We start from the raw sequence: 19,819 nt of genomic DNA on the forward strand, positions 1-19,819 counted from the left end.
GTCACACTCGGGCCGTGGACCCCCTCGACGGTCTCACCGACCAGGTGCGCCGCGCGTTCGACCGGATCAGCCGGGAGAAGTTCCGCGGCGACCCCGTCGCCAACCCGCGGCTCACGGTCGACGTCCTCGGCGCCGCCGTCGTCGCGGGCGTGCCGACGATGGTCGTGCTCACCCCGTGGACGATCACCGGTCTCGCGTTCCCGCCGGACGACGTATTCCCCTCAGTGCTCGAGATCGCCGGGCGGCCGCGCCCGGTGTACCGGCTCGAGGTGGCCGGCCTGGGCACCGTCCGCTCGGTCACCCTCCCCACCGAAACGGCCGCCCTGCGCGGCATGGCCCAGGCCCGCGACCTGGCCCGGTCCTGGGTCGAGCCGTTCCGCCTGGCCGTCCGGGCGGCCCGGGCCTGATGGTCCTCCGGCCCGCTTCCCGAGACCTTGTGCCCTAGTGACCACCGCCGCGCGGGCGTGGAATCGACCCGCGGGGGAGAGTTCGCGGAGGAGGGCAGAAATGTCCACGAAGGAACCCGTGCGGCCGGCGCAGAAGCCCCGCTCGGTGAAGGATGTCGTCAGGCAGTTCAACAAGCACGTCCTCAACCCGGTGATGCTGGTCCTGGCCGGGCGCAAGCACTGGTACGCGTCGGCGATCGAGCACGTCGGGCGCCGCACGGGCCGCCGGTACACGACGCCCGTCGTCGCCGGCCGCGTCCCGGACGGCTTCATCGTGCCGCTCCCCTACGGCACCGGGGTCGACTGGCTGCGGAACGTTCTCAAGGCGGGAACGGCCACCCTGCGGTCCGCGGGGGTCACCTACGTGGTCACCGACCCCCACGTCGTCGACGCCGACGCCGCGTTCACCCAGGTTTCCCCGAGGTACGCCCAGGCCTGGTGCCGGTTCGGCATCACCGAATACCTGAAGCTGACGATCGACCGGGAGGCGTGACATGCTCCGCGACCGCCGGCGGATGTGGACCATGATCGGCGCGCTCGCCGGCGTGCTCGTGGTCGTCGGCGCGCTCGTGATCGGGGTGCTCCGGGACCGCCCGGCCACCCCGGCCGGGCCGCCGGGCGCCCCGGCCACCACCACGGCGCCCTCGGCCCCGGTGACGACCGTCGAGGTCTTCTTCCACCGCGGGCAGGCCGACGACCCGGCCCGGGTCGAACCGGTCCGGCGCACGGTGCCGAAGACGGACGCGGTCGCCACGGCGGCGGTCGCGCAGCTGCTCGGCGGCCCCACCGCCGCCGAACGCGGGCAGGGCTACTTCTCGATGTTCGGCCCGGCGACCGCGGGCAAGCTGAAGAGCGTCCGGGTGGCCAACGGCGTGGCGCACGCCGACTTCCGGGACTTCCGGCAGCTGATCCCGAACGCGACGTCGAGCTTCGGCAGCGCGGCGCTGCTGGCCGAGCTGGACGCGACGCTCGGGCAGTTCGCCACCGTCAAGTCCACTGTGTACTCGTTCGACGGGAACGTCACGGCGTTCTACGAGTGGCTGCAGCGCTTCCCGCCGATCGGCGACGAGAGCGACGTCAAGCCCGCGATGGCCGCGGCGCGGCAGTTCCTCACCGGGATCGCCGGCATGACGAACCCGGCCGACGGCCCGTTCGCCCGCACCGGTACCGGACGCGCCGAAGCCACGTTCTACGCCCGGTCGCCCGAAGGGAAGCCGGTGCCGCAGATCGCCACCGTGGTGTCCCTGCGGCGGAGCGGAACGGCCTGGTCGGTCACCGGCACGACGACCGGCACCATCCGCGTCGACGTGCCGGCCACGGCGGCCGCGATCGCGTCACCGCTGCACGTGAGCGGCCGGGCGCTCGCCTTCGAAGGCGTCGTCACCGTGCGAGTGGTCGAAGACCGCGCGAACGGACCGGCCGAGCTGGGCCGCGGCTCCGTGGTCGGCGGCGGCGACCAGCTGCGTCCCTTCGCCGGCGACGTCCCCTTCACCGCACCGGCGGGCAACCACGGCTGGGTGGTCTTCACCGAGCTGTCCGCGGCCGACGGCACGGTCATCCGCGCGACCTCGGTCCGCGTCGGCTTCGCGGGCCGGACCGCGACCCCGGCCGTCGAGCTGACCTCGTGGAACCCCGCGCTGCAGCTGGTGGACGGCTGGCTGCGGCTGCCCGACGGCGCCGGATCGATCACCTTCACGGCGAAGGCGACCGGGGCGGACCGGGTCGAGGTCACCCTGACCCCGGCCGGCACCGGGACCGCGCCGCTGAAGCGGGTCCTGGGCACGGCCACCCGGGCCGGGGACGTGTACACCTTCACCTGGGCCTACGCGGACGAGCCGCTCCTGGGCCACCTCGGTGTCCTGGCGACCGGCCCCGGCGGGGCGACCGAGGTGACGCCGTTCGGCCTCTACCACGGCTGAGCGCGACCCTCGAACGCAGTGAATGACTCATTCCTGGCGTAAGACGACAGGAATGAGTCATTCACTACACCGGGATCACGCCGCGCCGGGCGGGTCTTCGGCGAAGGTCAGGATGTTCGTGATGACCTCGCCGAACCGCGCCGGCTGGGCCAGCAGCCAGGTGTGGCCGCCGGGCACGGTCACCGTCCGCGGGTCGCCCAGGCTGGTGCGCAGCGAGCGCAGCGTGGCCTCCGGGATCACGTTGTCCTGCTTGCTCCACACGACGACCACCGGCAGCCGGCGCCGGTTCAGCTCCGCCAGCTCCGATGTCAGGTCGGCGGTCCGGGCCAGGTGCGCGACCCGCCAGATGGCGCCCGGGGCCCGCAGCACGTTCGGCACGAGGTCGCGCAGCACCACCGGCAGCACGCGGGTGGCCTGCCGGGTCGGCAGCAGATCGACCTGCAGGTGCAGGCCCCAGTCCCACAGCGGCCGCTCGGCGAGCGCCTTGAGCGCGCCGCGCCCGTCCGTCCACGCCGAACCGCCGATCGAGTTGACCAGGATCAGCCGGCGCACCAGTTCGGGCGAGTCGTGGGCGGTCCGGATGGCCACCCCGCCACCGAAGGAGTACCCGACCAGCGTCACCGGCTCGGTCAGTTCGAGGCCTGCCACGAACGCGGCGACCCAGCGCGCGTAACCGTGCAGGCTGTGTTCGGTACGGGGAAGTTCCGCGGTCCCGCCGAAGCCGGGCAACGCGGGTGCGTACACCCGCAGCCCGGCGGCCGTGAGCGCCTCGAGCGCCTTCCCGAACGCCCGGTCCGCGATGCCCCAGCCGTGCAGGAACAGCACCGGCGGTCCGTCACCGCCCACCCCGTAGTGCGCGGAGCGCCCGGCCACGAGAGTGGTGCGCCAGCGCATTCCCGAATTGCTCTTCCCCACGCTGACCAGCCCCGTTCCGCAGTCCCGGTGATCCACCCCCACCGTGCTCCCCCGCCCGGCCCGCACCGCAGGGGACAACCGCTTCCGGGGCCGGTCCGAAGGTCCTCGATCCGCCCGACGAAGGTCCCCCGCGCGAGGCCCCGCGGGGGACCGTCCGGCGCGAAGGACTTTGTGCCATCGGGGGCCGTGACCTCCAGCCCTCCCCCTGGCCCGCGCCACCCGGCAGGGTGGCGGGAGAGCCTACGGCGGGAGGCACACATGCGGTTCCGGAACCGGCGGGAAGCCGGCCGAATCCTGGCGGCGCGGCTGCGGTACCTGCGCGGGCACGAACCCGTCGTGCTGGGGCTGCCCCGCGGCGGCGTGGTCGTCGCCCGTGAGGTCGCCGACGCGCTGTACGCCCCGCTGGACGCGCTGCTGGTGCACAAGATCCGCGCCCCGGGCCGCCCCGAACTGGCCATCGGCGCGGTCGCCGAACCCGACGTCGTGGTGAGCAACCCGGCCATCATCCGGACGCTCAAGCTCACGCCCGCCGCGTTCAGCCGGGCAGCCCGGTCGGCGAAGGTCGAGCTCGCCCGGCGCGCGGCGCTCTACCACCCGGGCCACCCGCCGCTGCCCGTCGCCGGCCAGACCGTCGTGCTGGCCGACGACGGCATCGCGACCGGTGCCACCGTGCGGGCCGCGATCCGGGTGCTGCGGGCCCGGCAGGCGCGCCGGATCATCCTCGCCGTTCCGGTGGCCCCGTTCGAGGTGCTGCGTGCGCTCTCCCCGGCCGTCGACCAGATCGCCTGCGCGCTGCCCCTGAAGCGGATGAACTCCGTCGGCGCCTGGTACAGCGACTTCGACGAGGTCGAGGACTCCGAAGTGCTCCGGCTGCTGATGCCGGAGCCGGCCCCGGCCGGGACGGCCCGGCCATGAGGTGGGACCCGATCCGCAAGCCGCAGGCGGCGCGCGCCGCGGCCAACCTCACCGACTACGCCACTGCGTGCCGGGACTTCGACTGGACCGCGGCCGGTTCCGCGCTCTCCGGGCTCCCCGGCGGCCGCGGGCTCAACATCGCCCACGAAGCCGTCGACCGGCACGCCACCGGACCCCGCGCCACCGCGGTGGCACTGTCCTGTGTGGACAGGCACGAGACGGTCACCGAGATCACCTACGCCGAGCTGAAGGAGCAGACCGACCGGTTCGCCGTCCTGCTCGGGGAACTCGGCGTCCGCCCCGGCGAGCGGGTCTTCACGCTGATGGGCCGGGCACCGGAGCTGTACATCGCGGTTCTCGGCGCGCTGAAGGCCGGTTGCGTGGTCTCGCCGCTGTTCCCGGCGTTCGGGCCCGAGCCCATCCGCCAGCGCCTCACACTGGGCGAAGGCAGCGTGCTGGTCACGACACCGACGCTGTACCGGCGCCGGATCCGGGAAATCCGTGACCGGCTTCCCGCGCTGCGCCACGTCCTGGTGACCGGCGAAGCCGAAACACCGGACGTGACCGCGCTGCGCCCCGCGCTGGCCGCGGTGAACCCCGCTTTCACCATCCCCGCGACCTCGCCGGAGACGCCGGCGCTGCTGCACTTCACCAGTGGCACGACCGGGACGCCCAAGGGCGCGGTCCACGTGCACGGCGCGGTGCTCGCGCACCACGTGACCGCCGCGTTCGCCCTCGACCTGCACGCCGGCGACGTCTTCTGGTGCACCGCTGACCCCGGCTGGGTCACCGGCATGTCCTACGGCGTCATCGCCCCGCTCACCCACGGCGCCACCGTCGTCTGCGACGAGGGCGATTTCGACGCGAAACGCTGGTACCGCGTGCTTTCGGCCGAGCGGGTGAACGTCTGGTACACCGCGCCCACCGCCCTGCGCATGCTGATGCGCCACGGCCCGGGGCTCGCGAAGGAGCACGACCTCCCCGCGCTGCGGTTCATCGCCAGCGTCGGTGAGCCCCTGAACCCGGAGGTCGTCGTCTGGGGGCAGGAGGTGCTGGGCCTGCCGGTGCACGACAACTGGTGGCAGACCGAGACCGGCGCGATCATGATCGCCAACTTCGCGGCGGAGGAGGTGCGGCCGGGGTCGATGGGCCGGCCGCTGCCCGGGATCGAAGCCGGCTTGCTGGCGCGCGGCGAGGACGGGCGTGCGCAGGTCACCGGCGGTCACGTCCGCGAGATCACCGAACCGGACGTCGAGGGCGAACTCGCGCTGCGACCGGGCTGGCCGTCGATGTTCCGCGGCTACCTCGGCGAGCCGGCCCGCTACGAAAAGTGCTTCGCCGACGGCTGGTACCTGACCGGCGACATCGCCCGCCGCGACACCGACGGTTACTACTGGTTCGTCGGCCGCGCCGACGACGTGATCAAGTCGGCCGGGCACCTGGTCGGCCCGTTCGAGGTGGAGAGCGTGCTGATGGCCCACCCGGCGGTCGCCGAGGCCGGGGTGATCGGTACCCCCGACCCGGTCGCGGGCGAGCTCGTCAAGGCGTTCGTCTCCCTCGCCCCGGGCGCCGAGCCCACCGAAGACCTGCGGCGCGAGCTGATCGCGTTCGGCCGGCGGGAGCTGGGTGCCGTGGCACCGAAGGAGATCGTGTTCGACCAGCACCTGCCGCACACCCGCAGCGGCAAGGTGATGCGCCGCCTGCTCAAGGCCCGCGAGCTCGGCCTGCCCGAGGGTGACCTGTCCACAGTGGAGCAACCATGAGCGTACCGAACGCCGCCGCGAGCCCGCGGGCGAAGGAACGGACCGAACTGCTGCGCCAGATGGTGCGGATCCGGCGCTTCGAAGAACGCTGCGTGGAGCTCTACAGCGCCGCCGAGATCCGCGGGTTCATGCACCTCTACATCGGCGAAGAGGCCATCGCGGCCGGCGTGCTCCAGGCGCTGGACCCCGGCGACGCCGTCGTCTCGACCTACCGCGAGCACGGTCACGCCCTCGCGCGCGGGGTGCCGATGGACGCGGTCCTCGCCGAAATGTACGGCCGGACGTCCGGCTGCAGCCGGGGCCGGGGCGGGTCGATGCACCTGTTCGACGCGAGCCGCCGGTTCTACGGCGGCAACGCGATCGTCGGCGGTGGCCTGCCGATCGCGACCGGCCTCGCGCTGGCGGACAAGATGCGGCACCGGCCGACGGTGACCGCCTGCCTGTTCGGCGACGGCGCGGTCGCCGAGGGCGAGTTCCACGAGTGCCTGAACCTCGCGGCGCTGTGGCGGCTGCCGGTGCTGTTCTGCTGCGAGAACAACATGTACGCGATGGGGACCGCGCTCGCCCGGTCCCACGCCGCGACCGACCTCGCGCTGCGCGCGTCCTCCTACGGGATTCCCTCGTGGCCGGTGGACGCCATGGACGCGCTCGCGGTCGCCGACGCGGCGAACCGGGCGGTGGAGTCGATCCGCGGCGGTTCCGGGCCGTGCTTCCTGGAGCTGCGCACCTACCGGTTCCGCGCGCACTCGATGTACGACCCCGAGCGCTACCGGGCCGCGGCCGAGGTCGAGCACTGGAAGGAGCTCGACCCGATCCCCCGGCTGATCGCGCGGTTGCGCGCGGAGGACGGTTTCACCGACGACGATGTGGCGGCGATCGAAGCCGAAGCGGAGTCCGAAATCGCGGCCGCGATCACCGCCGCCGAAGCGGGGCCGCTCGAGCCCGTCGAGGACCTCACCCGGTTCGTCTACTCGGAGCAGCGATGAAGACCACCTACCGTGAAGCGTGCCGCGAGGCATTGCGCGACGCGCTCACCCGCGACGACCGCGTGTTCCTGATGGGCGAGGACGTCGGGGCCTACGGTGGCTGCTTCGCCGTGAGCCTCGGTCTGCTCGAGGAGTTCGGCCCGGAGCGCGTCCGGGACACCCCGCTGTCGGAGTCCGCGTTCGTCGGCGCCGGGATCGGCGCGGCGCTCGGCGGGCTGCGGCCCGTCGTCGAGATCATGACGGTGAACTTCAGCCTGCTCGCGCTCGACCAGATCCTCAACAACGCGGCGACGCTGCTGCACATGTCCGGCGGGCAGCTCAACGTCCCGCTGGTCATCCGGATGACCACCGGTGCCGGCCGCCAGCTCGCCGCGCAGCATTCGCACAGCCTCGAAGGCTGGTACGCCCACATCCCCGGGCTGCGCATCCTCGCGCCGGCGACCCTCGAAGACGCCCGCGGCATGTTGTGGACGGCGCTGCAGGACCCCGATCCGGTGCTGCTGTTCGAGCACGGCACCCTCTACGGCATGTCGGGCGAGCTCGACGACGACGCCGGGCCGGTCGACATCGACCGGGCCGCCGTCCGCCGGCCGGGCACCGACGTCACCGTCGTCGCCTACGGGGGCACGCTGGGCACCGCGCTCGACGCCGCGGACGACCTCGCGGGCACCGGGATCGACGCGGAGGTGATCGACCTGCGCACGCTGCGGCCGTTGGACATGCCGACGGTGCTGGGCTCGGTGGCCCGGACCCACCGGCTCGTCGTCGTGGACGAAGGCTGGCGCAGCGGGAGCCTGTCGGCCGAGATCGCCGCCCGGGTCGCCGAAGAAGCCCTCTACGAGCTCGACGCCCCGATCGAGCGGGTCTGCACGGCGGAGGTGCCGATCCCCTACGCGAAGCACCTCGAAGAGGCCGCGCTCCCCCGGCGGGACGACGTCGTCGCGGCCGCGCGGCGGGCGGTGGGCTGAGATGGGTGCGTTCCGGATGCCCTCCCTCGGCGCGGACATGGACGAAGGCACCGTCATCGAATGGCTCGTCAAGCCCGGCGACCAGGTCCACCGCGGCGACATCGTCGCGGTCGTCGACACGGCGAAGTCGGCTGTCGAAGTCGAGTGCTTCGAAACCGGCGCGGTCGGCGAGATCCTCGTTCCCGCCGGCGAGAAGGTCCCGGTCGGGACTCCGCTGGCCATGATCGGCGCCGGCCCGGCACCACCCCCCACTCCACCTACCCCACTGACCACGCCGCCCGGCGGCGTCACCGGCGTGGCCGCCGGGAAGTCCGCGAAGCCCCGGCGGCCCGCCACCCCGGCGCACCCACCGCCCGCGTCCCCGCCGGTCCGCACGTTCGCCGCCCAGGCCGGGGTCGACCTCGCCACCGTGCACGGCACGGGCCGCGGCGGCGCCATCACCCGTGCCGACGTCCAGCGTGCCGCGCAGTCCGCCGCCGCCGTCCCGGCCGAGCCGCAGCCCGGCCGTGCCCGCGTTTCGCCCTACGCCCGGCGCCTGGCCGCCGAACGCGGGATCGGCCTGCCCGCGACACCGGGCGAACTCGTCCGGGCACGGGACCTCCCCGGGGGCAACGGTGAAGCGAAAGCGCCTCCGCCCCCGGCCGCCCCGGCCGCGCGGCACGACGAGAGCATGCGCCAGGCGATCGCCGCCCTGATGGCCCGCTCGAAGCGCGAGATCCCGCACTACTACCTCACCGCCACCATCGATCTTCACACCGCGATCGAGTGGCTCACGGCGTACAACCGCACCGTGCCGGTGACCGCCCGGGTGCTTCCCGCGGCCCTGCTCCTGAAGGCGGCCGCCCGCGCGGCCGTCCGCGTCCCCGAGCTGAACGGCCACTGGATCGACGGTGCCTTCCGCCCGGCGGCCGAGGTCCGGCTCGGGGTCGCCGTCGCCCTGCGCGGCGGCGGGCTGCTCACGCCGGCCATCAGCGGTGCCGACACCCTGACGGTGCCGGACCTGATGACCCGGCTGCGCGAGCTGGTGGGCCGGGCCCGCGGCGCCCGGCTGCGCGCCTCGGACCTCGCCGAGCCCACCATCACCGTGACCAACCTCGGCGACCTCGGCGTGGAATCCGTGCACGGCGTCATCTACCCGCCGCAGGTCGCACTGCTGGGATTCGGCGCCGTCGCCGAGCGGCCCTGGGCCGTCGACGGCCTGCTCGGCGTCCGGCCCCTGGTGACCGCGACGCTGTCGGCCGACCACCGCGCCAGCGACGGCGCCGTCGGTGCCCGCTTCCTGCACACGATCGACACCCTGCTGCAAACCCCGGAGGAGCTATGACCACCGAAACGCCGACCCGCGAGGGCGCCGACCGGATCACCAGGACCGCGCTGCTCACCGTGGCACCGGAAGCCGAGCTCGACACGCTGAGCCCCGGCGAAAACCTGCGCGAGGCGCTGGAGCTGGACTCCATGGACTTCCTGGCGTTCGCCGAGCAGCTGTCCGAAGCGACCGGGCGGCGCATCGACGAATCCGACTACGACCGCCTGACCACGCTCGAATCCTGCATCGAGTTCCTGAGCGGCCGCTGACCGGCCGGCACGCTCACAGGACAGCGGGCTCTTCGTTGCCGGCCGCCCGGATCGCCCGGCGGACCGGCACGAGCGCCATCAGCACCAGGCCCGCAGCGAAGAACACCACCAGCGAGATGATCGCGTACCGGTAGGAGCCGGTCGCCTGGGCCATCCCGGCGAACAGGAACGGCCCCAGCCACGACGTCGCCCGCTCGCCGACTTCGTAGACCGAGAAGTACTGCGCTTCCCGGCCCGGCGGGACCATCTGGCTGAACAGCGACCGCGACAGCGCGTTCGTCCCGCCGAGCACGAGCCCGATGCCCGCCGCCAGCAGGAGGTACTGCACCAGCCGGCCGGGCTGGACGAAGAACGCCGACCCGACCACCAGCACCCAGACCGCCAGGCTGCCCATGATCGTCTTCTTCGCGCCGAACCGCCGCGCGACCAGCCCGTGTAGCATCCCGCCGGCGAACGCGACGAACTGCACCACGAGGATCGTGGCGATCAGCACCGTGTCGGAGAACCGCAGCTCCTCGCTGCCGTACTGGGCCGAGACGTTGGCCACGGTGGAGATCCCGTCGGTGTAGACCAGGTAGGTCCCCAGGAACGCCAGCGTGAGCGGGAACGCCTTCGCCGCACGCACCGTACGGCCGAGTTCCCGGAACCCGGCGACGAGCACCGACCCGTCGCGGCCGACCGCCGCCGCCGGGTGCCCGCGCAACGCCCGCAGCGGGATGAGGGTGAAGAGGGCCCACCACAGACCGGACGTCACGAACGCGATCTGGGCGGAATTCGCCACGCTGAGCCCCAGCGCGTCGTGGAACAGGTACACGCCCAGCTGGACCACCAGGGCCAGCCCGCCGCCCAGGTAGCCGAACGCCCAGCCGCGGGTGGACAGGCCGTCCCGTTCGTCGGCCGTGGCGATCTCCGGCAGGAACGAGTAGTAGATCACCACGGACGTCCCGTACCCGATGTTGCCGAGCACGAACAGCACCGCACCCAGCTGCCAGTTCGCCCCGGTGACCAAGGCCATCAGCGCCGTCGCCGCGGCGCCGCCGAAGGCGAAGACGGCCAGCATCCGCCGCTTGGCCCGGGTGCGGTCGGCGATCGCGCCCATGATCGGCAGCACCAGCACCTGGATCACCGTCGCCACCGAAAGCAGGTAGCCCCACAGCGAACCGGCCGGGAAGTGCGCACCGAGCACCCCGATGGCGCAGTCGCGCAGCTTGTCGCGGTTGCCGTCCGCGTCGACGGGGCACGGGTCCGGACCGTTGAGCGCGGTGTCGCGCCGCGCGGCTTCGGCGGCCACCGCGGTCAGGTACAACGCACCGAACACCGTGGTGACCGAGGTCGGGAACACCGAGTTCGCCCAGTCGTACCAGACCCAGCCCCGTTGCTCGCGCCGCCGGCCGGCGTCGCGGCCGGTCCCGTCCGGCGCGGCCATCAGGCCGGAGCCGCCGCTGCGCGGTACCGGCGGACGAGCTGCTCGGTCAGCTCGCGCACGGCCGCGGACGGCCGGACCTCGAGCTGCTCGGGATCGTGCAGCCGGGAAACCGCATCGGGCAGCCACCGGACGTCCGCGGCCAGCCGTGCCCGTGCCTCGCCCACCCCGTCACCGCCGACCCGGCGTCCCGCTCGCATCACCGGCACGAGCAGCGGCTCGCCGCCCGCCGGGCACGGCTCTCCGCGCAACCCGATCACGTCCGGAACCCCTGGCGCCCCGCGGAAAACCTGCTTCGCGCCCGGCGAGGACACCTTGCCCGTGGACAGCTTGAGGACCGGCGCGCCGTCGTACTCGACGAGCTTGTACGCACTGTCCAGGAACGGCGCGTCGGCGGAGACCCCGACCCTGGTGCCGATCCCGAACGCATCGATCGGCGCGCCCGCCGCGGTCAGCCGGGCCAGCGCGAACTCGTCGAGTCCGCCGCTGGCCATGATCCGCGCCCGAGGCAAGCCCGCCCGGTCCAGCAGGCCGCGCGCGGCGACCGCCAGCGCCCCGAGATCGCCGGAATCCAGCCGGATCCCTACCCTCGAGTCGGGCAGCCGCAACTCCCGGGCGACCTCGATGGCGGTCCGCACCCCGGAGACGGTGTCGTAGGTGTCGACGAGGAAGACCGGCGATTCGGGGAAATCTTCCGCGAAGGCCCGGAACGCCGCGTGCTCGGACGGGAAGGCCAGGACGTAGGAGTGCGCCATCGTCCCGACGGGCCGGAGCCCGAACCGCCGCGCGGAGGCCACGTGGCTGGTGCCCGCGAAGCCCGCCACGGCGGTCGCGCGCGCTGTCGCGAACGCGGCGTCCGGACCGTGCGTCCGGCGCGCCGCGAAGTCGACGAGGTCCGCGCCGGGCGCGGCGATCCGGCAGCGCACGGCCTTCGTGGCGATCGCGCACGCGTAGGTCGTGAAGTTCAGCAGCGCGGTCTCGACCAGTTGCGCCTGCGGCAGCGGCGCGGTGACCTCCAGCAGTGGCTCCCCCGGGCCGGCCACCCGCCCCTCCGGTATCGCGTGGACGTCACCGGTGAACCGGAGCCGGCCCAGCGCAGCGAGGTCCGGCGGGGTGAGACCCACCTCGTCCCGCAGGTACGCCAGGTCCGCTTCGCCGAAGCCGAATCCTTCGAGGAACTCCAGGCACTCCGCGAGCCCGGCGGTCACGAGGAAACCCCGGCCGGGCGGGAGGCGGCGCACGAAGAGACTGAACGTCGCGGGGCCCGTCATCCCCCGGCGGAGGTAGCTCGCGGCCATGCGGATCTCGTAGAGATCGGTGTGCAGGCCGCCGGCCGGCCCGGTCACCGGGGAACGGCCGGGCCGGCGTCCTCGTCCGGGAAGTCCGCCGGCGTCGGCTCGAGGATGTCGGTCTGCCGGTGGCGGAAGGCCAGGTCGTCGACCTCGCACGTCACGCCTTCGACCTCGCTCCAGTGGTCGACCACCGAGTTCGCTTCCTCGTCCGACTCGCAGAGCTGCCGCAGCAGCAGCCTGCCGTCCTGGTAGACCCTGACCTCGATCGTCCGGACGTCTTCCGGCGCGGTTCGCCACATTTCGGTCATACCGGCAGCGTGCTCCGGACGACACCTCCCCGCCAGCGACTTCGGGCCCCGGACCGGGAGCCGTAAGTCCCGAAGGGGAGCAAGGGGATCCCGGTCGAGGACCTTCGGCCCTTCTGCCGGGACATCGGGCCCTGGATGGTGGTGCCGTGGAATTCCGACAGCGCGCCGCCCTCCGGCGCCGGCTCACCGTCGCCGGGCTGGCCGCCGGCCTGGGAGTGCTCCTGGCCGGCTGCGCGCCGGCCGCGAACACCGTCGCCGACACCGCGCTGCAGCCCGGCTTCTGGCTCGGCCTGTGGCACGGCTTCATCTGCCCGATCACATTCCTGGTCTCGTTGTTCAACGACCACGTCGGCGTCTACGAGGTGCACAACAACGGGCACTGGTACGACTTCGGCTTCGTGTTCGGCATCCTGCTCGCCGCCAGCGTCTTCCACGGCCCGCAGTACGCGCGCCGCCGCCCCTCGCGGCGAGGCGACTAGTGTCGCGCGTCCGAGGTTCGTTGACAGGGCCCCGGCAGCGCGCGCTGCCGGGCGGAATCGTCCGGCTGGGGCATGGCCGCGAGGTGTCGATGGAGGATTTGGGACGCCGAGTGGCCAGAATCCTCCATCGACGGGCACCGAGGGCCCCTGCCGTGACGTGACCCTGACGGCGGAACCGTCGCCGGAGCTTCACTGGGCGAACCTGTTCTAGCGTCAAACAACTTGCGACGCGCGACACTAGCGCGGCTCCGTCACCGTGCCCGGCGGGCGAGCCGGGCGCGCAGTACTTTGTGGACGGTGTCCGCGAGCCACACCACCGGCACCGCGAGCAGCGCCCAGGCCCACCCGGACCACCCCGGCAGCGTGCCGCCGAGCAGCGACGGCAGCGGCGGCAGCAGCAGGAACACCGCCAGCATCGCCACTTCGAACAGGACCGCGTAGGCGAGCAGCGGGTTGCCGCGCCAGCCGATCCGCCCGACCCAGCGGGATTCGCTGCGGCACGCGAAGGCGTTGGCGAGCTGGCCGAGCACGATCGAGGAGAACGCCGTGCCGGAAGCGATCGCGAGCAACGGCCCGCCGGGCACGGTCCCGAACTGCCAGCCGCCCGCGAGCAGGACCGCCACGAAAGCCACCATCGAGGCCAGGGCCTCCGCCGGGCCCAGGACGCCGAACGCCCGGCGCACCACCCGGCCGTCGATCAGGTTGCCCCCGTGCGCGGGGCCCGACATCGTCCGGCGGTTGGGCGGCTCGGCACCCAGTGCCAGCGCGGGCAGCAGGTCCGTGCCGATGTCGAGGGCGAGCACCTGCAGGACGGTGATCGCCAGCGGGATCTGCCCGCCCGAGAGCGCCCACACCACGAACGGCGTGAGCTCGGCGACGTTGTCGGTCAGGTGGTAGGTGAGGAACCGGCGGATGTTGGCGAAGGTCGCGCGCCCGAGCTCGATCGCTCCCACGATCGTGCCGAAGTGGTCGTCCAGCAGCACCAGGTCGGCGGCCTCGCGGGCGACGTCGCTGCCCGAGGCCCCCATCGCGACCCCGATGTCGGCCGTCCGCAGCGCCGGGCCGTCGTTCACCCCGTCCCCGGTCATCGCCACGACGTGCCCGCGCTCCTGCAGCACCCGGGCGATCCGCAGCTTCTCCTCCGGGGCGACGCGGGCCACGACGACCCCGTCGTGGTCGAGGAGCTCACCCAGCTCGTCGTCGCCGGCCGGCAGGTTCCTGCCTTCGACGACGAGGCGGTGTTCGCCGAGCAGGCCGACCTCGGCGGCGATCGCGGCGGCCGTGCCCGGGTGGTCCCCGGTGACCATGGCCAGCTTGATGCCGGCCTGCCGGCAGGACGCGATGGCCGCGCCGACGTCCGGCCGCGGCGGATCCTGGAGCCCGACCAGGCCGAGCAGTTCCAGCTCCTGCTCCGCCACCTCGTCGCCGCTCGCCGCCCGCACGCCACGCCGGCGCGCCACCGCGAGGACCCGGAGGCCGCGTTCGCTCATCGTCGTGACGGCCGCGGCGGCTTCACCGTTCTGGCCGGGGCACAAGGGCAGGACCGTGTCCGGCGCGCCGGTGACGTGCAGGCCGTCGGCGTCGACCAGGGACGAGCGCCGGCGGTGCGGGTCGAACGGGTACCGGGCGACCGGCGCGGGCGGCGCCGGGACGTGCGCCCGCGCGGCGAGCACGTGCAGCGCGACCTCCATCGGGTCGCCGACCGGGTGCCACGTCCCGGCCCGCTCCATCGCGTGCGCGTCCGGCGAGCACCGTGCCGCGCTGTCGGCGAGCGCGGTGGCGGCCGCCACGGCTTCGGCGGGGCCGGTCAGCTCGCCGGCGGGCCGGTACCCCTCGCCGGCCACGTCGACGGAGCCGGCCGGGGTCCACACATGCACGACGGACATTTCGTTGCGGGTCAGCGTGCCGGTCTTGTCGGTGCAGATGAAGGTGGTCGCGCCCAGCGTTTCCACCGACTCCAGCCGGCGGACGAGCGCGTGCCGGCCCGCCATCTTCTGGGCGGCGCGGGCCAGGGACAACGTCACGGTCGGCAGCAGGCCCTCGGGGACCAGGGCCACGGTGACACCGATCGCGAACAGCAGGCTTTCGGTACTCGTCCGCCCGAGGCCGAGCGCGGCGAGGAAGAACACCACGCCGACGGCGACCGCGATCATCGCCACGACCCGCACGACGCGGTGCAGCTGCGCGGCGAGCGGGCTGCGCGGGCGGACCGCGCCGGCGGTGATCTCGGAGATCCCCGCGAGCCGGGTGCGGGCTCCGGTCGCCGTGATGACCGCGGCACCGTGGCCTTCGGTCACGTAGGTGCCCGCGTACACGGGCTTGCCCTCGCCCGGCCGGACCGGCTTGCTCTCCCCGGTGAGCATCGACTCGTCGACCGACAGGCGCCCGCTTTCCACGAGGGTGGCGTCGGCGCACACCCGGTCGCCCGCCTCGAGCAGCACCAGGTCACCGGCCACCAGCTCGACGGCGTCGACGACGAGGGCCTTGCCGTCGCGGCGCACGGTGGCCCGGACGGGCAGCAGGTCCCGCAACCGCTCGGCGGCCCGGTCGGCGCGGTACTCCTGGGCGAAGGAAAACGCGCCGTTCAGGACCACGACGACGGCGATCGCGATCGCCAGCGCGGGCATGCCCGCGAGCAGCGCCAGGCCGGCCGCGACCCACAGCATGAGGGCGAAGAAGTGCAGCATCTGCCCCGCCAGCACCAGCAGCGGGTTCCGCCGGTGCGGAGCGGGCAACGTGTTCGGCCCGTCGCGGCGCAACCTCAGCGCGGCTTCCCCCGCCGTCAGGCCGGTCGCCCGGCCCGTCGTCTGTGCGTGCGCCACGCCGTACCCCCGTCGCCGATCCGGAAACACCGGGCCCGCCCCGGGTTCCGGCTTCGATCGTCGCCGTCCGGCTGTGGTGGGCGGGAGGGCGAAAGGCATCCGCGGTCAGGGACCAAGGGCCCGGATCGGGACCGGCGGGGAACAGGAGCCGCCGATCGGCGGCACTCTCGTGGACCTTGGACCCTCCCCATCCGCCGCTGCGCCTGCCAGCATCGAAACCGCACCGGCGCCGGCCGGGCACCCTCGTGACAGGAGGACCAGACCATGACCATCGTGCTGCTGCTCGGTCTCGTGGTGGTCGTCGCGGTGCTGGAGCTGGTGCCGGCCCGGAAGCTGCGGCGGCGCTCCGCACCGGCCGGTTTCCCCGGCGCCGCCCGGCGCCGCCGGCCCGCGGACGACGATCGCGAGGCCCGGGAACGGGCGCTGGCTTCCGGCGTGCTCGCCGGGAAGACCGACCCCGCGGACTACCGCGAGGCCATGGCCGCGCTCGCTGCCGACGACTCCCCCGGCAGCGGCGACGTCGCCATGCTGGTCTGGCTCGAGCGGACGCCACCGGAAGGCGATCCGCGGGACCTGCTGCGCCGGCTCGGCACGGCCCTGCCCGGAATCCCGTCCACCACAGTGTGTTCCGCGGTCGCCCTCGCCCGTTCGGGGGCCAAGACCGACGAGCTGATCCGCACGTTGCACCTGACCCGGGTGCAGGCCCGCACGATCATCAGCGCGGTGAACGCGGGCTGACCGGAGCCGGTGCGAGAGCCGCTTCAGGGAAAAAGGACCCTAGGAGTGGAGCCCGAGGACCTCTGGGCCGGGGGAAGATCCCCCGCCACGATGAGCCCATGGCGAACCTGCGCGATCTGCTGCAGCGGTTCCGCCCGGCCGGAACACCGGGCGCCGCCTCCCGGCCCGGCGTTCCCGCCGACCGCGCGGCGGAGCTGAGCCGTGAGCTGGAACCGCTTCTCGCCCTGCTCACCGGGATCGAGGCGGAAGCCGGCCGGATCCGGGAGGACGGCCGGACCCGGTCCACCGCGGTGCTGGACCGGGGACGAGCACAGGCGGTCGAGATCGTCGCCGACGCCGAAGCGCGCGCGGCCGGCATCCGCGCCGAAGCCGCGGCCCACGCGCGGGCGGAGGCCGAGCGGGAGTCCGAGGAGATCGCCCGGACCGCCGCCGCGGACGCCGGCCGGCTCCGGGCGCTGGCCGCGGAGCGCATGCCGGAGTTCGCCGACCGCGCCGTCCGGCTCGCGCTCGCGGAACTCGGCGAAGCCGTCGAGCGGCGCGTGCCCCGATGAGCGTGGCGTGGACGGCGAGCGGCGTCCGGGCCAGGGCGCTGCTGAACCGCCGCGTCGGCGCCGTGGGCGCGCGCGCCCTGAGCACCCGGGCGACGCTGGCGGACGCGCTCGCCACGCTCGAAGCGGGGCCGTACCAGCGAGAAGTGCGCGCGGGGCAAAGCCTCGAAGAGGCCGAGCACGGTGTGAGCGCGACGGTCCTGTGGCACCTGCGGGTGCTGGCCGGGTGGCTGCCCCGCGCGGGCGCCGAAGCGATGCGCCTGCTGGCCGGCTGGTTCGAAGTCGCCAACGTGCTGGAGCTCCTGCGCTCGCTGCACGGCGCCGAAGCCGGGCCGGCGTACCGGCTGGGCACCCTGGCCACCGCGTGGCCCCGGCTGTCCACCGCGGCCTCGGCCGAGCAGCTCCGCTCCCTGCTGGCCGCGTCCCCCTGGGGCGACCCCGGTACCGACACGCCGTGGGGAACGGCGACCGCCATCCGGCTCGGCTGGGCCACCCGGCTGGCCGCGGGCATTCCCCAAACCCGGCCGTGGGCCGCCGGCGGTGTCGCGCTCGTCGTCGCCCGGGACCGGTACGTCCTTTCCCGGCCCGTTCCCGAACCGGCGGCGCGCCGGGCCCGCGCGGCCTTCGGCGTGGACGCCGACACCCGGATACCGTTCACCGCGTTCGCCCACGCGCTGCCGAACGACGCGCGGTGGGCGTTGGAGGACGTCGAACGCCCCGAAGACCTTTGGCGGGCGGAGGAACGCTGGTGGGCGCGGGTCGAGCGGGACGCGCTCGCGGCGTTGCGCCGCCCGCGCTACGGGCTCGCGCCGGCCGTGGGGTGCGTCGTCCTGCTCGCGATCGACGCGAGGCGGGTGCGGGCGGCCCTCGAGCTCGCCGCCCGGGGCGGTCGTCCGGAGGAGGCCTTCGATGCCCTTGCCTGAAAGCGTCCAGCCGACGCGGATGCAGCGGATCGCCCTCGTCGCCCCGGCCGACGCGCTGCGCGAAACCCTGGTCTCCGTCGCCGCGGCCGGCGTCGTCGATCTCGACCGGCCCGACCGGCCCGAGGTGGCCGCCGGCGGCCCGGTGTGCGTCCCGGTGCTGGCGGCGACCCGGCCCGACCCGGCCGAGCTCGACCGGGCCGGGCGCGCCGATCTGCTGGCCGGTGAGGCGGAACTCGACGAGGTGGCCTCGTCGGCGATCCGGCGCGGCTCGGCGGCGGCACTCGCCGGCTGGTGCCCGGTCCCGGCCGTCCCGGCGCTGGCCGCCCGCCTGGCCGAAGCCGGGACAGCGGTCGTGCCCATGCCCCCGCCGCGCGGCATCGACCCGCCCACCGTCCTGCGCCCGGGTGGCACGGTCCGGCGCTCGTTCCGGCCGCTGATCAGCACCTACGGCACGGTCCCCTATCCCGACGTGGACCCGACCCTGCTCGCCGGCGTCGCCTACGTGCTGATGTTCGGGATGATGTTCGGCGACGCCGGGCACGGCCTCCTGCTGATCGTGGTGGGGGCCCTCCTGTGGGCCGGCCGGCCCCGGATGCTCGCCCGCTGGCGCGCGGCGTGGCCGTTCGTGGCCGGCGCGGGCGCGGCCAGCGCCGGGTTCGGCCTGCTGTACGGCGAGTTCTTCGGCCCCACCGGGGTGGTGCCGGTGCTCTGGCTGGCGCCCCTGGACGATCCGGTCCGGCTGCTGGTGGCCGGGGTCGGCGTGGGCGCGGTGCTGCTCGCCGCGGCCTACGCGGTGGCGATCGTCAACCGGTGGCGCGAAGGCGGTCCGCAGCTGGCGCTGTACGCGTCCTCCGGCATCGCGGGCGCGGCCGTGTTCCTGGGCCTCGGCGGGGTGTCCGCCGGGATCTTCCTCGGCTCGCTCACGGTGCTCGTCGCCGGCTGCGTGATCGGCGCGGCCGGCCTGGTCCTGGCCGGGATCGGCTTCAAGGTCGGCGCGGGTGGCGGCGGTGCGGGCGTGGCCCAGTCCGCGGTCGAGCTGTTCGACGTGATCGTCCGCATCGGCACCAACCTGATCTCCTTCGCCCGGCTCGCGGCCTTCGGTCTCGTGCACGCCGCGCTGGGTTCGCTGGTGTGGGACGGCACCGCCGGGCTGTGGCGGCCCGGCGGCTTCCTCGCCGTCCTGGCGGTCGTGGTCTTCCTGCTCGGCAACGCGCTGTCGTTCGCGCTGGAGTCGCTCATCGCGGCCATCCAAGCCCTCCGGCTGGCCTTCTACGAGCTGTTCTCGCGGATCTTCGAAACCCAGGGCCGTCCTTATCGCCCGTGGAGCTTCCGCGTCGAAGCCACCGACCCGCCCACTCCCCTGGAGTCGCCATGACCGCCTGGATCGCCGGACTTCCCGTCTTCGCCGCCGTCTGCGCGGGCGCGCTCCTGCTGATGCGGCGCAAGGGCCGCGCCGCGCTCGGGGTCTTCCTCGGCGTCAACGCGGCGCTGCTGATCGGCGCCGTGGTCGTCCTGCTGATCGCGTGGGGCGGCGCCCCCGCCGGCGCCGACACCGTCGACGTCGCCCAGGCCGCGGTGCCGGCGGCGAACTGGGCGGCACTGCTCGGGGCCGCCATCTCGGTCGCGGGTTCCTCCATCGGCGCGGCCATCGCCGTCGCCTACACCGGCGCGGCGGCACTGGCGGCGCTCAGCGAACGTCCCGAGCTGTTCGGCCGCGCGATGGTCATCGTCGGGCTCGCCGAGGGCATTGCGATCTACGGGCTGATCGTCGCGGTGATCCTGATCGGGAAGGCCTGAGC

At 74.0% G+C, this 19,819-nt stretch carries 20 protein-coding genes; 15 read left to right on the plus strand and 5 right to left on the minus strand.

The features are described from left to right. Positions 1 to 14: 14 nt before the first annotated feature. From hybE to QRX60_RS41655, 3 genes are all read left to right on the plus strand, one after another. Positions 15 to 407, plus strand: coding sequence for a [NiFe]-hydrogenase assembly chaperone HybE (gene hybE, locus QRX60_RS41645; RefSeq protein WP_285996964.1), 393 nt, complete (start codon positions 15 to 17; stop codon positions 405 to 407). Between the two features lie 100 nt (positions 408 to 507). Beyond that, a complete protein-coding gene (locus QRX60_RS41650) occupies positions 508 to 939 on the plus strand; it encodes a nitroreductase family deazaflavin-dependent oxidoreductase (protein ID WP_285996965.1) in 432 nt (143 codons plus the stop codon). 1 nt (position 940) lies between these two features. Beyond that, complete coding sequence (locus QRX60_RS41655) at positions 941 to 2,365, plus strand: Gmad2 immunoglobulin-like domain-containing protein (RefSeq protein ID WP_285996966.1); 1,425 nt, start codon at positions 941 to 943, stop codon at positions 2,363 to 2,365. A gap of 75 nt (positions 2,366 to 2,440) precedes the next feature. Here QRX60_RS41655 and QRX60_RS41660 read toward each other — a convergent pair whose 3' ends face one another. Beyond that, positions 2,441 to 3,259, minus strand: coding sequence for an alpha/beta fold hydrolase (locus QRX60_RS41660; RefSeq protein WP_285996967.1), 819 nt, complete (start codon positions 3,257 to 3,259; stop codon positions 2,441 to 2,443). Between the two features lie 279 nt (positions 3,260 to 3,538). Here QRX60_RS41660 and QRX60_RS41665 point away from each other — a divergent pair, with 279 nt between their 5' ends. Genes QRX60_RS41665 through QRX60_RS41690 form a run of 6 tightly spaced genes read left to right on the plus strand, consistent with a single transcriptional unit; the run spans position 3,539 to position 9,487 of the window. Beyond that, positions 3,539 to 4,195, plus strand: a complete 657-nt coding sequence (locus QRX60_RS41665; RefSeq protein ID WP_285996968.1) for a phosphoribosyltransferase — start codon at positions 3,539 to 3,541, stop codon at positions 4,193 to 4,195. Further along, a complete protein-coding gene (gene acsA, locus QRX60_RS41670; RefSeq protein ID WP_285996969.1) occupies positions 4,192 to 5,958 on the plus strand; it encodes an acetate--CoA ligase in 1,767 nt (588 codons plus the stop codon). The genes QRX60_RS41665 and acsA overlap by 4 nt, the downstream gene beginning before the upstream one ends. Beyond that, a complete protein-coding gene (pdhA, locus tag QRX60_RS41675) occupies positions 5,955 to 6,944 on the plus strand; it encodes a pyruvate dehydrogenase (acetyl-transferring) E1 component subunit alpha (protein ID WP_285996970.1) in 990 nt (329 codons plus the stop codon). The genes acsA and pdhA overlap by 4 nt, the downstream gene beginning before the upstream one ends. Further along, entirely contained in the window at positions 6,941 to 7,912 is a 972-nt protein-coding gene (locus tag QRX60_RS41680; RefSeq protein ID WP_285996971.1) for an alpha-ketoacid dehydrogenase subunit beta, read from the plus strand. Before pdhA ends, QRX60_RS41680 begins: the two co-directional genes overlap by 4 nt. Position 7,913: 1 nt before the next feature. Next, a complete protein-coding gene (locus QRX60_RS41685) occupies positions 7,914 to 9,236 on the plus strand; it encodes a dihydrolipoamide acetyltransferase family protein (protein WP_285996972.1) in 1,323 nt (440 codons plus the stop codon). Beyond that, the gene (locus QRX60_RS41690; RefSeq protein WP_285996973.1) at positions 9,233 to 9,487 is read left to right on the plus strand and encodes an acyl carrier protein; all 255 of its coding nucleotides are present in this window, start codon (positions 9,233 to 9,235) and stop codon (positions 9,485 to 9,487) included. The genes QRX60_RS41685 and QRX60_RS41690 overlap by 4 nt, the downstream gene beginning before the upstream one ends. 13 nt (positions 9,488 to 9,500) lie before the next feature. Here QRX60_RS41690 and QRX60_RS41695 read toward each other — a convergent pair whose 3' ends face one another. Genes QRX60_RS41695 through QRX60_RS41705 form a run of 3 tightly spaced genes read right to left on the minus strand, consistent with a single transcriptional unit; the run spans position 9,501 to position 12,510 of the window. Then, the gene (locus QRX60_RS41695; RefSeq protein ID WP_285996974.1) at positions 9,501 to 10,913 is read right to left on the minus strand and encodes an MFS transporter; all 1,413 of its coding nucleotides are present in this window, start codon (positions 10,911 to 10,913) and stop codon (positions 9,501 to 9,503) included. Continuing rightward, positions 10,913 to 12,256, minus strand: a complete 1,344-nt coding sequence (locus QRX60_RS41700; protein ID WP_285996975.1) for a nicotinate phosphoribosyltransferase — start codon at positions 12,254 to 12,256, stop codon at positions 10,913 to 10,915. The genes QRX60_RS41695 and QRX60_RS41700 overlap by 1 nt, the downstream gene beginning before the upstream one ends. Then, positions 12,253 to 12,510: a hypothetical protein gene (locus QRX60_RS41705; RefSeq protein ID WP_285996976.1), complete on the minus strand. Its 258-nt coding sequence runs from the start codon at positions 12,508 to 12,510 to the stop codon at positions 12,253 to 12,255. Before QRX60_RS41705 ends, QRX60_RS41700 begins: the two co-directional genes overlap by 4 nt. A gap of 146 nt (positions 12,511 to 12,656) precedes the next feature. On the opposite strand from QRX60_RS41705, the gene QRX60_RS41710 reads away from it, so the two are divergent. Next, on the plus strand, positions 12,657 to 12,989 hold the full coding sequence (locus tag QRX60_RS41710) for a hypothetical protein (RefSeq protein WP_285996977.1): 333 nt from the start codon (positions 12,657 to 12,659) through the stop codon (positions 12,987 to 12,989). A gap of 251 nt (positions 12,990 to 13,240) precedes the next feature. On the opposite strand, the gene QRX60_RS41715 is transcribed toward QRX60_RS41710, so the two are convergent. Continuing rightward, entirely contained in the window at positions 13,241 to 15,811 is a 2,571-nt protein-coding gene (locus tag QRX60_RS41715; RefSeq protein ID WP_285996978.1) for a cation-translocating P-type ATPase, read from the minus strand. A 264-nt stretch (positions 15,812 to 16,075) separates the two neighbouring features. Between QRX60_RS41715 and QRX60_RS41720 the strand changes: the two genes are divergently transcribed. The 5 genes from QRX60_RS41720 to QRX60_RS41740 all read left to right on the plus strand — a co-directional run bounded on the left by QRX60_RS41720 (position 16,076) and on the right by QRX60_RS41740 (position 19,817). Next, a complete protein-coding gene (locus QRX60_RS41720; protein ID WP_285996979.1) occupies positions 16,076 to 16,549 on the plus strand; it encodes a hypothetical protein in 474 nt (157 codons plus the stop codon). Positions 16,550 to 16,647: 98 nt separating this feature from the next. Continuing rightward, the gene (locus tag QRX60_RS41725; RefSeq protein WP_285996980.1) at positions 16,648 to 17,100 is read left to right on the plus strand and encodes a hypothetical protein; all 453 of its coding nucleotides are present in this window, start codon (positions 16,648 to 16,650) and stop codon (positions 17,098 to 17,100) included. Further along, positions 17,097 to 18,020, plus strand: a complete 924-nt coding sequence (locus QRX60_RS41730; protein WP_285996981.1) for a hypothetical protein — start codon at positions 17,097 to 17,099, stop codon at positions 18,018 to 18,020. The genes QRX60_RS41725 and QRX60_RS41730 overlap by 4 nt, the downstream gene beginning before the upstream one ends. Continuing rightward, positions 18,007 to 19,395 carry a V-type ATPase 116kDa subunit family protein gene (locus tag QRX60_RS41735; protein WP_285996982.1) on the plus strand — a complete coding sequence of 463 codons (1,389 nt, stop codon included), beginning with the start codon at positions 18,007 to 18,009 and terminating at the stop codon, positions 19,393 to 19,395. The genes QRX60_RS41730 and QRX60_RS41735 overlap by 14 nt, the downstream gene beginning before the upstream one ends. Continuing rightward, on the plus strand, positions 19,392 to 19,817 hold the full coding sequence (locus QRX60_RS41740; protein ID WP_285996983.1) for an ATP synthase subunit C: 426 nt from the start codon (positions 19,392 to 19,394) through the stop codon (positions 19,815 to 19,817). Before QRX60_RS41735 ends, QRX60_RS41740 begins: the two co-directional genes overlap by 4 nt. Positions 19,818 to 19,819: the final 2 nt, after the last annotated feature.

This window comes from Amycolatopsis mongoliensis (assembly GCF_030285665.1).
GTDB lineage: Bacteria > Actinomycetota > Actinomycetes > Mycobacteriales > Pseudonocardiaceae > Amycolatopsis > Amycolatopsis mongoliensis.